This window comes from Fibrobacter sp. UWB3, assembly GCF_002210405.1.
Classification (GTDB): domain Bacteria; phylum Fibrobacterota; class Fibrobacteria; order Fibrobacterales; family Fibrobacteraceae; genus Fibrobacter.
The window spans coordinates 285,989-300,248 of the sequence record NZ_MWQJ01000001.1 but is presented as its reverse complement, the minus strand read 5'-3'; the positions used below and the strand labels follow the sequence as shown (position 1 = coordinate 300,248).

6 protein-coding genes are annotated in these 14,260 nt (G+C 45.8%); all 6 read left to right on the top strand.

Annotated features, from left to right (window positions below; genetic code table 11):
• Window positions 1–113: 113 nt before the first annotated feature.
• The 6 genes from B7991_RS01250 (at window position 114) to B7991_RS01225 (ending at window position 14,257) form a co-directional block, all read left to right on the top strand.
• Window positions 114–2,069 (top strand): hypothetical protein, encoded by a 1,956-nt coding sequence (locus B7991_RS01250; protein ID WP_088629232.1) that lies wholly within the window; start codon window positions 114–116, stop codon window positions 2,067–2,069.
• Complete coding sequence (locus B7991_RS01245) at window positions 2,054–2,863, top strand: transglutaminase family protein (protein ID WP_088629231.1); 810 nt, start codon at window positions 2,054–2,056, stop codon at window positions 2,861–2,863. The genes B7991_RS01250 and B7991_RS01245 overlap by 16 nt, the downstream gene beginning before the upstream one ends.
• Window positions 2,864–3,156: 293 nt before the next feature.
• Window positions 3,157–5,808, top strand: a complete 2,652-nt coding sequence (locus B7991_RS01240) for a TIGR02171 family protein (RefSeq protein ID WP_254917796.1) — start codon at window positions 3,157–3,159, stop codon at window positions 5,806–5,808.
• Window positions 5,805–8,555, top strand: a complete 2,751-nt coding sequence (locus tag B7991_RS01235) for a TIGR02171 family protein (RefSeq protein WP_088629229.1) — start codon at window positions 5,805–5,807, stop codon at window positions 8,553–8,555. The genes B7991_RS01240 and B7991_RS01235 overlap by 4 nt, the downstream gene beginning before the upstream one ends.
• A 3-nt stretch (window positions 8,556–8,558) precedes the next feature.
• Window positions 8,559–11,303 carry a TIGR02171 family protein gene (locus B7991_RS01230; protein ID WP_088629228.1) on the top strand — a complete coding sequence of 915 codons (2,745 nt, stop codon included), beginning with the start codon at window positions 8,559–8,561 and terminating at the stop codon, window positions 11,301–11,303.
• Window positions 11,304–11,305: 2 nt separating this feature from the next.
• Window positions 11,306–14,257, top strand: coding sequence for a TIGR02171 family protein (locus tag B7991_RS01225; protein WP_088629227.1), 2,952 nt, complete (start codon window positions 11,306–11,308; stop codon window positions 14,255–14,257).
• The last annotated feature ends 3 nt before the right edge of the window (window positions 14,258–14,260 follow it).

Sequence of the window (14,260 nt, the reverse complement as noted above, 5' to 3'; positions counted from 1 at the left end):
GAATAGCCGCTAGTCAATGGTCCATAGTCATTAGAAATATTCAATAACCATCAACTAATAACTAATGACCATATCTACCTACTTAAACATTTATTATTATTCCTTTCGTGAAAATGAAAAAAATATCAACTTCTTTTTTGTGCCTTGCAGGGCTTTCTGCGGGTATGTTCCTTGCTGCATCTTGTGCAGCTCCGTCTGTCAATCCTTCCGTGCAGGCCAATGAATCTGTGGCTCCGGTCATTCATGTTCCTGTTTATGCGGCTCCTGTTGCTGTGTTTGAAATGCGCGTGCTCGATAAGGATAAGCAGGTTCGTGTCGTTGATAAGCCTACTCTTGCGGCTCTCGATTTTGCGGCATATTTCTCGAATCCGATTCGCATGGCGGGTATGGATGAAAAACCTGAAAATTACACGGGCAAAATGGCGAATGCAAAGCTTGCGGAATTCCCGTTCCCGATGCTCGATTCGATTTCGGAATACGAACCGGAGGCTGTTGCTGGTGTAGCTCCGATTGCGTGGGAACCGTTTGCGAAGATTCTCTATGCGCAGACTGGCGATGAAACGCTTTCGAAGACCTTGAATGAAATTGAAGCGGTCAAGTGGAATGAACCCGATGTGTTCCGCGCTTTCCAGACGGTAAGCCGTTTGTGGGGTGTGCCTGGAACGGGTGAAAATCAGGGAAAGATTGAATGGTGGGCCGAAGTGATGCCTGCTGTCTGGACGGGCCGTGCTCCGTTCTATGGTAAGCTCAAGTTCGTTTCGGGTGGTGAGTCTGCGGAAGTCTTGAATTACTACATGACGGCCGAGATGAACAGTGAAGAGGCCATGAACTGGGCTCGCACGCTTTCGTCTTACTGGTACCCGACATTGAATACGGATTTGGAACAACATACGCCTGGTGCTATTTGGGAAAACTCGAGTGCAAATCGCCCGTTTGCAGTGATGCGCGGAAACCCGATGGGGAGCCCAATGTGGATAGCCTTTGAAGTTCCGGCGTTCCGCTTGACGGATGAACAGTTGCGTGCTGCTGCCGTGGCCGATTCTTTAGCAGCTGCTGGCGAAGTGGTGCCGGTGAACCGCACGCTCGATACGAGTTCTTATGCTCGCTTGGAAACGCTTGCCGCTATGGAAAATAGCTGCCCTGCAACGCCTGCGACAAAGAAGTTCCGCGAAGCTTTGAAGAAAAAGCTATCGAAGCTCCCGAAGGAACAGAATGCTTGGGCCGATAACGGAATGCTCTGGTTCCGCCGCAATGCAAACTACCTCGTTGCAGATAAAATTAGCGGTCAGGATAGCCTCCATAATCCGCTCCCGAGAATGATTGAACTCAAGCAGTACCTGGATTCCATGAATGTTCAGCTCCTTGTGGTTCCTGTTCCTGTAAAAGAAGAAATCTATGCAGATAAGCTTGTTTCTGGCACCGCAGCCGACTTGTGCGTGAATGTGAACGGCCGTGAATTTATCCGCGAAATGCTCGCCGCCGGGATTGACGTGCTCGACCTTTACCCGTCTTTGATGGCGGCCCGCAGTGGCGATGACGCTCCGCATTACAGCTACCAGCGCTACGATACGCACTGGGCTTTGCCGGGCATGCTTGCCGCTATGGAACAACTTGCTTCTCGCGTGACGCAGTACAGCTGGTATGCCGATGCAAACCCGCAGCCGGGTAGCCTCGTGATGAAGGATACGGTAGTGTTGCGCGAAGGGGACTTGGTGGCTCATTTGCCGGATAAGGAAAAGTCCAAGTATGCAGCCGATACTCTTGCGGGCATGAAAATCTACAAGGGCGACAAACCGTACAAGGGTGGCAAAAATGCTCCAATCCTCTTGATGGGCGATTCTTTCACGGGCGTGTTTGAATCTGTGGACCAGAAAAGCGGTGGCCCGGGTTCCTTGCTTGCTTATGCGACGGGACTCGACGTTCAGGTGCTTACGAGCTGGGGCGGAGGCCCTGGCGTTCGCGCTCGCCTCAAGAAGATGAAAAAGGACATGCTGAGCAAGCGTCTCGTGATTTACATGATGACTGCTCGTGACTACTGGCAAAGCCCGATGGAATGGGACGGAATTTAGACGAAAGAACGCTCGCAAAGCTCGCTACAGACGAAAGACTAGAGAAGGGTCTTTCGTCTCTCGTCTCTCGTCTCTCCTCTAAACTTTTTTGGTTACTTTTCCTCGCGACGCTCGTGATTGCACTCCCGTTTCTGCTTTGGAACGGGAAGAACGATTCCATGAGCTATCGCGAAATGGCGTGCGTATTTGAAGAACGTGCGCCGGGTTGCCTTGATTCTATTGGCGATTGGCATGCGGGACTTGCTTATTTTGATAGCAGTGTCGCCGTGAATCACGATACTTTGCAATCTCTGAAAAACCTGCTTTGGCAATTTTGGAATATCGATTTTGCCGGGGCGGGCGAGGCCGCTGTTGCTAAAGATGCTGTGCTTCCGCTTCGCGTTCTTGCAAACAGAAAATCTGGCTGCATGGGGCTTTCTTGGCTTGCGCTCATGGTGGCCGAAGCGCGCGGTTTGCATCTCGATGCTATTCTCCTTCCGGGGCACGTCTTTTTGCGTTATGGCTCTTCGGACAATTTCGTGAATTTGGAACCGAACCGTCGCGGCTTTACATACACCGATGAAGAATACCGAGAAAAGTACCAAAAAGGTCCTTGGACCGGCCTTGAATTTAAACCGCTTGAAACGCGACAGTTTATAGGGCTTGCCGCATTTGATATCGGCAATCTGTACCTTGAAAACGATGTCCCGCGAGCACTCACGTGGTACCGCATGGCGGAAGAATTTTTCCCGGAATATCCGGGAATTAGCGTAAATCAGGCTGTTGCAAAAAGTCGATTGCCTGATATTCTGTAAAATTTTTTGTGATTGTGCTTTTTTCGCCTGTATTATGGCGTTTGGGCTCTGTTATTTATTGGGTTTAATTTCCCGTGAATTTCTATTTTTTAGGGGAAATGTCGACACGCTGCGATAACGCTTTTTTCTTAGGAAAGATACTTTTTTGGGTATCTTGTATTCTTGTTTTTTCGGGGTGTGATACTTTTTTTGGCGAACATGTTTGGCTAAATGCTCCGATAGAAACAGACAAGGCTCATGATGGCTTAATTACGATCAAGGCTTCGAAAATTAAAAATTCGAATGGTGGTGCAATGTCGTACCTAGGTACGTATGCTCCAACAGCAAAACCTAGTGAAACGCCTCAATTGAAGGCTGCCTTGAACTACGATTTTTCCATTGGCGCGCATGAGATTACTTGCGGTGAATTTAAACGGATCATGGGGACGACTTTTGATGATCGTTGCCGAGGCAAGGATTCTGATTTGCTGCCCGTGACCAGGGTTACTTATTTTGATGCCGTCCTTTATGCAAACGAACGTAGTAAGCGTGAAGGCTACGATACTGCTTATACTTATTTCTCAACTGCTTTTGATGCCGCGGGAAACTGCGTATCGATGGAAAGTATTCTCTTCCATCCCGAAGTGGAGGCGTATCGTCTGCCGACAGAAGCGGAATGGATTATGGCCGCAGACCGCGATTGGAATCCTTCTGCAGAGTGGAATGCGCTGAATTCCGATTTTGAGCCGAAAAAAGTTTGCTCGTATCCTCGTATTCATGGCGACTTTTGCGATATGGGCGGCAATGTCAAGGAATGGGTCTCGGATTGGCTTGGCTATTTCAGGGACACGACGATTACGAATTTTGTCGGAGCTTCTGATGGCGGTTCTCTAGGTGAACGCATTATCAAGGGCGGGAGCTATCGCAACGACCCGTCTTCGATTAAGCTCTATAATCGTGGCGATGTCTACATCGTGACTTCGGCGGCGAAGTCGGAATATCTTGGTTTCCGTATTGCCTTTGGTAAAATTCCAAATGCCGTCTGGATGAGGCGAGATGGTCAAGTTCGACAAAATAGGGTTATCCCGATGGCAGGCGCTAGCGTCGTCAAGAAGAACATGGAAACGTATCGTACAAAACTTGTTTTCCGTAATGACGTGAGCGGAAACTTGGCTTTTGTGGATTATGTCAATGGCTCTCTGTCGGTTTTCGAATTTTTGGACACCCTTGATTCCTATCATCCTGATATTTCTCCGGATGGGAGACTTGTTGCCTTTTGTACAGGAATGGAAGGCGTTTCTGGCAAGTCGGATGTCTATATTCGTCCGCTCTCGGAAAATTATACGAAACCGTTAAAGGTTAAGGCCAATGGAAATGCAGCCATCCCGCGATGGCGCTTGCTTGAAAATGGCGATACCGTCATTGTGTATGTTTCGGATGCCGGTAATAACAAGGAAAATTCTGCGTTTAAGTCGAAAAGTACATGGCAGGTGAAGTATGCCAATGGTCGCTTTGGCGTTCCTCAAAAGCTTTTTGACGGCGCTTATCACGGTGGTATATCTGATGATAATACGCTTGCTGTAACGGGTGCCAGATTGTTGCGTGCGAAAGTGGCCAAGCCCGGCATGACCCTTGCAAATGCTCGTGATACCATATGGTATAATGGGGAACAGGCCTGTAACGTTTCGCTTGCGAACGATGGCACGAAGCGTGTGGCGTTCCTTGATTTTGGCGGGGATACCGGGATTGACTTTGTGGGTGAAAGCTATGGGACGCATGAACGGTTGCTTATTGCTGACAGTACAGGAAAACTAATCAAGTCCATTGCGGCACCTGTGGGCGATAGTTTTGACCATACGGAATGGGCTCAGAATTATACGGGTTCGGACCCTGATGGCGGTTTTATTGTTGCTACTCTTGTAAACGCCAATGGAACGCACAAGAAAATTGTCCTTATAAATGTGAAAGATGGCTCGATTTTGGATTTGGCTGAAGGCGATGAACTTTGGCACCCCGCAATTTGGCGTAAGAAGTACGAAACTTCAAAAACGTCAGAACTTGATCCTGACAGCGCAGGCGTTTATTTGCGCCCTGCGGATGAATGGGCTTCTGTTATCATGCGCTTCAACATGGAACTTCTCTGGAAGTATCGCGATTCTGCGAATGTGGCCATTCTGGGCTCGTCACGCCCGTTGTTTGGCATAAGCCCTTCGCGTTTCGATAAAAGTTTCTTTGCGGTGAATTTTGGACAAACGCCTAATTCCATTTATATGACAAGGGATTATTTGGACCATTATGTATTCAATCATCTGAAGAAGTTGAAATATTTGATTATTTCGCTTGATATTGATTTCTGGTACAAAATTGATGGCCCTAATGGCGACAACATGTTCTATACGCATTTTGATAACTATCCGGGATATGTGTACGACAAGAATCATGATTATTGGAAAGACGGAGTTCCAGATGGATTGCTGGAATATACAGAAAATGCGATTGGCTCTTCGGATGAAAGTTTGTACATGAAGGACCGTGGCCGGTATTCTTATTCGAATTGTAGTTCTTGGCGTGAAAATCCTGAAATTGAGATGGATAGCACCTATTATGATTCCCGCGAATACTTGCTTGAAGACTGTAAGAATGCCCTCATTTCCATTATTGAGGAAGCGGCAAAGAGGAATATCCGTGTGGTGGGTGTTATTTTCCCGCAGAGCCCGGCGTATAAGGAAACGGGCGCGTTTGGACGTTATGGACTCCGCCGTAGCAGGGCAAAGAAACTGATTGATGAACTTAGTTCTTTAAATAAGAAGTATCCGAATTTTTTGGTGATGGATGAAAATAAAATGGGAAAGCACGACTATACAGATAATATGGCTGTAGATGAAGACCATTTATGTAATGGTGGTGCTGGGTTATTGAGCTATCGGTTGAATGAGCTCTTGTTATCCTGGGAAAAGAAAAAATGAAAAACTTTATCCGTCATCCTTTTTGCTATAGAGTCCTTTGCTTTATTTCTCTTATTTTGGGAGTTTCATGTAATGAAGAAAATCCCGTTTTTGCCGTTCCGACAAATCCCTCTGTTGTAAATGAGATAGATGGTTTTGTCTTTGTTAAAGCTGGAGGAAATTCAACTTTCCTTGGAACGGATGTAAATGGGGCTCGTACAAGTGAAACTCCTAGGATGAAAGTTCACTTTACGTATAATTTTTATATAAGCAAAAACGAGGTTACTCGTGGCGAATACAACGCCTTGCGAAATGGCGCTGGTGCTGAATGCCATGAAGCTTGCGATGACCAAAGCCCGGTGACAAACGTGTCCTATTTTGATGCCGTGCTTTATGCAAATGCCAAGAGCAAAGCTTATAACCTGGATACCGTTTATACGTACACAAAGGCGACTTTTAATCCCAAGGGCGGTTGCGATGACCTTGATGGACTTGTTTTCCGTGAAGATGTAAATGGTTTCCGCTTGCCGACCGAAGCTGAATGGGTCTATGCTGCAAGTCATGGCTGGAACCCCGAGGCGGGTTGGCATAGCGAAAATTCGGGCTTTGTGGCTCATGATGTAGCGACATCGCCGGCGAACACTTTGGGCATTTACGATATGGCTGGCAACGTTCTGGAATGGGTGAACGACTGGCTTACATATTTTCGTCAAGAGCCTGTCACTAATTTTGTGGGTGGAGCTGATGGCGGTGGCCTTGGAGAACGTGTGGTCAAAGGTGGAAGCTACCGAAATGACCCTTCACTGATCAACATTTATAGCCGTGGAGATATTTATACCGTTGTTTCTTCGGCTAAGGCAGATTATATCGGTTTTCGCTTGGCTTTGGGAGCTATTCCTAATGCGACGATGCTTGATGAACGTGGTTCTGTAAAAGAATCTGTAGTCAATTCGCTGGCTGAAACGAATGATGTTAAGCATCTGACGGGAACGTATGAATCGAAGCTTGTATTCCGCAATGATGTGACGGGCAATCTGGCGTTTATCGAATATGGAACAGGATTCAATTCGGTGACAGAAATCAAGGACAGCTTGCAAGTATATCATCCTGATGTTTCTCCTGATGGGAAACGGGTTGCCTTTTGCACGGGAATTGAAGGTGGTGTCCGTCCCTCAAGCGTGTATGTCCGCAATCTGGATGCGACAGGATCTGGACTTGTCAAATTGGACGTCGAAAATGCTGTAATCCCTCGTTGGCGTATTCTTGAGAATGGCGATACCGCGATTGTCTATGTCTCGAGTGCTGCGGACAATAGTGATGATGCTTCGTTTGCGGCGATGAGCACTTGGCAGGTTCCTTTTAATAACGGACAATTTGGAATCCCCAAGAAAATTTTTGATGGCGCGTTTCATGGAGGCGTGAGCGCGGATAAGCAGCTTGCGGTAACCGGCTCAAAGCTTTTGCGTGCTAAAATGGCTACAATAAGCAGTGTCGTGTTTAATGGCGTTGATTCCATTTGGTATGGTGGAGAACAGGCTTGCAATGTTTCGCTAGCTAATGACGGTAGCAATAGGACTTTGTTCCTTGATTTTGGCGGCGCTACGGGTGCCCAGTTTGTGGGACAATCTTACAACACCCATGAAAGGCTTTTGGTCATGAATAATCGCGGAGAACTTGTTCAAAGTGTTGCGGCTCCGGCTGGCTATACATTTGACCATACAGAATGGGCTATTGGAGGCTCTAATCTTGCGGTGGCGACACTTGCTAATGTGAATGGCGTCCATCAAAAAATCGTTCTTGTCGACTTTTCGGATGGATCGGTAAAGACTCTTGTGGAAGGCGACGAACTTTGGCACCCTTGCCTCTGGCATTCTAGAAATCGCTTTGACAGTGTGAATCTCGATACGGACAGCGCTGGCGTTTATTATCATCCGTCGGCTTCGTATGGCGCAATTGACCTCCGTGTGAAAATGGAGCGCTTCTGGGAATATCGCGATGAACTCACGGCTGTTGCTTTGGGTTCTTCAAGAACGATGTTTGCACTCTATGATAAAGATGTGAAGTCGCAGCGTATTTTGAACATGGCGTTTTCTTCGGGGCAGGTGACGGGTATGGAATACCTGTTTGAAAACTACGTCTTGAACCATGTAAAGAATCTGAAGGTCGTTGTTCTTGAAATGTCTCCGGCCATGTTGTGGACGGATCGTTATGACACTTGGAGTGAAGTTATTTACAACAGAGTTCCTGGATACAAGTACGATGAAAGTCACGGCTTTTGGGTCGATGGCTTGCCGGATCATTTCTTGGATGCTGTAAAGGCTTCGCCACGCCCTAAGACGGCGATGCTTTTTGATTATGATCTAGAGGACTTTTTGATGCCTTCAAGGAATTGGGGCGAGGCAGTCTGTGTCCGTGATTCGAACGTCCTTACTTTAGATTCGCCTTTGTTGAAAAGAAACCTTAAGACTTTTGAAGATATGGTTCAAAAGGCTCGTGCAAGAGGAATTACTGTTATTGTTACTGTCTTGCCCCAGAATCCGGGATATGCAAAAACGGGAACTTTTGGGATTTATGGCCCAAGGCGCAGTTATGCTATGGAAATTATCAATGAGATTGGGAAACTTGATGTGATCATGTTTGATGAAAATAAGTTTGGTGATCATGACTATACTAGCGAAATGGCTTACAATACAGATCACCTGAGTGCTCTTGGCGCAAAGCAGTATACGCATAGGCTCGACTCGTTGCTTGCTACATTGGAAAATTGATCTATGCTGAAGTTCTTACTGGCCGCATTTGTTGTTCTTTTGGCATCGTGCTCGGATTCCGAGGGCGTATCTTCGTCTAGTAATTCGCGCTTCTTGCCGGGAATGGTGCGGTTCAGTGCGAAAAAGGATACTGTTTTTTTGGGAACCGATTATCCTTTGGCTAAGGCTACAGAACGCCCGCAAATGAAAGCGTTTTTAGATTATACTTTTTATTTGGGTGAGCATGAGGTGACATGTGGCGAATTTAATACGCTCATGAAATCGTCTTTTAAACTGAATTTGGCCTGCTCAAGTGAAAATATTCCTGCAACAGATTTGACCTATTACGATGCAGTTCTCTTTGCAAATGAACGCAGCAAGGCCGAAGGCTTTGATACGGCTTATACATATGTCAATGCGCAGTTTGATGGCGAAAAACACTGTATAAACCTAGAAGGCTTTGCGTTCCATCCCGAAGTGAAAGCTTATCGCTTGCCGACCGAAGCGGAATGGATTCTGGTCGCTCAAAAAAATTGGAACTTGTCTGCAGGCTGGACTGCCGAAAATTCGGGGTATGAATTGCACGACGTTTGCACCATTGTGGATTCTGTCTCTAAATTCTGCGACCTTGTCGGAAACGCTATGGAATGGGCAAATGACTGGCTCGGAAATTTCCGTGATACGGTGGTGACCAATTTTGTGGGCGCCCCTGATGCGGGCTCGCAGCGAATGCGCGTTGTTAAAGGTGGTAGCTATAGAAATTCCGCAAGCTCCATTGAACTGTATAATCGCGGTGACGTGTATATGGTGACTTCGTCGACTCACAAGGAGTATATAGGATTCCGCTTGGCGTTTGGCGCCATTTCGGAAGCAACTTGGATGAGCTCGGATGGTAGAATTGTGGAATCGCGAATTGTCCCGTTGACTTCGTCTGTAACCATGAAATCCCTGGTGGGGTCTTATCAAGTAAAGCTTGCATTCCGTAACGACATTACGGGAAACTTGACTTATATTGACTATTTGAGCGGGTCCCCTTTGGTTAGGGAAATTGCGGATTCGCTTGAAGTCTATCACCCTGATATATCTCCGGATGGAAAAAAAGTGGCCTTCTGTACTGGGCTTGAAGGGGTTCAGGGAACTTCGGAACTGTACGTGCGTGACTTGAATGAATCTGGGACGAATTTGGTTCGCCTAAATGTCGAGAGTGCGGCTATTCCGCGCTGGCGAGTGCTTGAAAATGGCGATACGGTCATTGTCTATGTGACGAATGCTGAAAACAATGAAAATGATAAGACTTTCAAATCGGCCTCTACATGGCAGGTAAAGTTTGCAAATGGCAAGTTCGGTAAACCGGTAAAACTTTTTGATGGAGCTTATCATGGCGGCATAAGCGAAGATAATACGCTAGCTGTTACAGGTTCAAGCCGTTTGCGAGCCCGCATTGCCGAGAAAGGCTCTTCTGTTACCGAAAACGCCCGAGATACCGTGTGGTACAAATATAAAGATGAGGCTGAACAGGCTTGTAATGCGTCTCTTGCCAAGGATAGTAGCAAGCGGACGTTGTTCCTTGACTTTGGCGGTAAAGCAGGTGTGAAATTTGTTGGAAAAGATTACGGGACGCACGAACGTTTGCTTGTGGCAAAATCTTCCGGTAAACTGGTGCAGTCTGTTGCCGCGCCGAATGGGTATACTTTTGACCATAGTGAATGGACCATAGGCGGGAAAAATACTGCGGTTGTAACTCTTGTAAATGGCCAGGGCGCTCATCAGAAAATAGCACTTGTCGACTTGACGGACAGCTCGGTTGTGGAAATTGTCGAAGGGGAAGAACTTTGGCACCCTTGCTTGTGGATTAGGAACAACATTTCTGTCCGTGATAGCGTTCTTGATTTAGACAGCGCTGGCGTTTATTATCTTGAGGGCCAAGATGGAACTCTTGAAGCGATTGGCATAAAGCTTACGGTGATGTGGAAATATAAGGATGATATAGAGATCCTGTGCGTGGGGAGTTCTAGGACTGAAAAAGGCATTGTCGTGACAGAGATGAAATCTGGCTTTGCGACGAATGTCGGGCATATGGGAAATGACTTGAATGCGACGCTGTATGTTGCTGAAAATTATGGCGTGAATCATTTGAAAAAGTTGAAGTACATCGTGATGGCTGTAGATATTGACCTTTGGCTTAACAGGATGGAGTTTTCGGATTTGATATTTACAAAAGCCCCAGGCTACATTTATGATGCAAACCATGATTTCTGGAAAGGCAATTTACCGGATTATTTTACGGAAGTCGTAGAAAATGCAGCCAATTATCCGGAAGCCGCAAGGACGAATTTTGTGGAATCCCGCGGGTTCTTTAGCGATGAAGGCGTTGAATGGGGCTCTCCCTTGGTGGAACTCGATTCAAATTGGTCAAAAGCGAATATTGCAAATGTGCAATGGAACTTGAACCGTCTTGAAAAATTTATAATTAAGATGGATTCTCTGAATTTAAAGATTGTAGGGGTAGTTTTTCCACAGAATCCTCGCTATCGTGAAACGGGGTCTTGGGGACGCTATGGACCGCAACGTTCTTTTGCGGAAGAAATTATGGAGACTTTGATGAATATGGAGCATAGGTATTCAAACTTTGTTTTGATGGATGAAAATAAAAATGGGGATCATGACTACTCTGATGAGATGGCCATAAACACAGATCATCTGAGCATTGCCGGTGCACAAAAGCTGACGCATAGGCTTGATTCACTGCTGTTGAAACTAGGAGAGTAACTATGGGCTTCTGTTATAAAGGAAACATCCTTGTCTGGAGCATGTCTGTCTTTGCTCTCTCTTTGATGGCTTCTTGCAATCATTATGATTCTTCGGTAGAAAGTAAAGTCGAGTCTTTTTTGACATGCTCCTCAAAGAAGAAATGCCCTGAAGTCGATTTACAAGATGAATTTATTTTGGTTCGCTCTTCTAAACAAAACGTGGCGTTGGGAACGAACTTGAAATCGGCCAAGGCGAGCGAACGCCCCGAAATGAAAGTCGAGTTTACTTATGACTACCAGCTGGGGCAACATGAAGTTACTTGTGGTGAATTTAATGATTTGATGGGGGACAAGAAAGGTCGCGTTTCTCTAGATTGCGAAAAGAAAAACTTGCCGGCGGTAAATGTGACGTATTTGGATGCCGTGCTTTATGCAAATGCCAAAAGTAAAGCTGCCGGCATGGATACTGCCTATACTTACTCTTCGTTGGAACTGGATAAAAAAGGCCATTGCGTCTTGATGGAAGGCTTAAAATTTGATCCCGATGTGGAGGCTTTCCGTTTGCCGACCGAAGCAGAATGGGTGTATGCCGCGGGTTTAGCGTTTAATGTCGATAATAGCTGGAATGCCAGCAATTCTGATTTTGAATCTCATGAAGTTTGTAAGAAAAAGGATGATAATGGCTTTTGTGACTTGCTTGGAAATGTGACCGAGTGGGTGAATGACTGGCTTGGATCGTTCCGCGAAGAAATGGTTACGAACTTCATTGGTGCAACCAATGGCGGGAGCCATGATGAACGCGTTATCAAGGGCGGAAGCTTTAATAGTATTCCTCAGACAATCAATCTTTATGCACGTGGTGACGTTTATACGGTCACGGAACAAACGGCTTCTAATTATCTCGGATTCCGCTTGGCGTATGGTAAAATTGAAAATGCCGTTTTGCTGAATACGTCGGGAGATGTCGTTTCTTCGAACGTCTCGGTTGTTGTTGGGAAAAATAAGATTTCGTCTATTTTGGGAACGTCGCGAGCAAAGCTTGCTTTCCGCAATGATGTGACCAAAAAGTTATCCTTTATAGATTTTACGAAAATCACACCGACGGTTGTTGAAATCAAGGATTCGATAGATGTCTATCATCCTGACATTTCGCCAGACGGAAAACGTGTTGCGTTCTGCACAAGCGAAGAAGGTGTCGGCGGAAAATCGGAAGTCTATGTCCGTGACTTGAATGAATCGGGGAGTAATCTTGTAAAGCTTGATGTGAAGTCAGCAGCAATCCCTCGCTGGCGTGTGCTTGACAATGGAGATACGGTTATCGTTTATGTCACCGATGCGGGAAACAACGAAGATAAGTCTTCGTTCTTTGCAAAAAGTACGTGGCAGGTGAAATTTGCAAATGGAAAATTTGATGGAACGCCTGTAAAGCTTTTTGATGGCGCTTATCATGGCGGTATCAGCGATGATTCGAAATTGACGGTGAGTGGAGCCCGTCTGCTCCGTGCTCGTGTTGCTTCGAAAAAATCGACTGTTGAAGAAAACGCTCAAGATACGATTTGGTATGCAAAAGAACAGGCTTGCAATGCTTCTTTGAATAAAACATCCAAGCAGACCTTGTTCCTTGATTTTATGGGTGAACCTGGAATTGAATTTGTTGGTGAAGACTATAACGTGCATGAACGTATGTTTGTTATGGATAGTACTGGCAAATTGCTCAAGTCGGTGAAGGCTCCTAAAAACTGGGCGTTTGACCATAGCGAATGGGTTCTGCATGATGAAAACATGGCTATTGCTACGTTGACTAATGTTGATGGCGCTCACCAGAAAATAGTGCTAGTGAATGTTGACGACAATACGATTACAGAAATTGCTGAAGGCGAAGAACTTTGGCATCCTTGTTTCTGGAAATCTGTTAATAATGCATCAAGTGACCAGAAATGGAGTGCCGATAGTGTTGGTCAATACTTAACTCCTAAAAATCAGACGTATTACTTGCTCGCCAATAAAATGCCGATGTTCTGGCAGTTGAAGGATTCTGTAGAAGTTGTGGGGCTTGGAAATTCACACTTGTGGGTGGGCTTTGCGGCTCCTGAAATGAGCAAGCCTTCGATCAATATGGGGATTATCCCGTGTGATATGCATTGTGCCCATTATCTTTTCTCAAATTATGTTTTGAATCATTGTTCTAAACTTAAATATGTTGTTCTTGGCCTTGGAATTGACTGGTGGTGGAATGGTGATGAGCGCACCGATGTCAATATGAGTATGAATAGTGCGCTTGGCTATGAATACGATAGAAATCACGAGTTCTATCCGGATGGCGTTGACGATGAGTTCTTGAAACTTATTGCAGAAAATGCATCTCCAGAAGCTGATTATGTCAAGTCCAATCTCGGATGGTACCCCACAACGGAAAATAGTGGATGGTATGATGAAAATGGCGTGGCTGGAATGAGCGGCGATTCTACATGGAGTGATTGCTTGTTTAACAAGAGTCTTGCCCAGTGCCTTGTCAATATGGATCAGGAAACTTGTGTTTCTAATTACCATATGGATGTTTGCGTTGCGGATTCGAGCTTGGATAAGTGCCTTGCAAAATCGGAACTGAGCCAGTGCTCTGCACTTTTCTCTGGCGAATTTGAAAAATTGAAGGATGTTGTTCGCCTGGCTAAAGAAAGGGATATTACCGTTGTTGGAGTCTTGTTCCCGATCAGTCCGTATTACAAGAAGACGGGGGCTTATGGCCGCCATGGCTTACGCCGCAGCCATGCCGAAAAGCTGATCGAAGAAATCGAAAATTTGGCTGATATCCATTCGAATTTTTACCTCATGAATGAAAATAATTTTGGCGACCATGATTACCCGACATCAATGGCAAGTGATTTTGACCATTTGAACAAGGATGGCGCCAAGCGTGTCACTGCAAAAATTGATTCTCTGATTAAATCAATAGACGGCAAGTCGAAAAAGTAAATA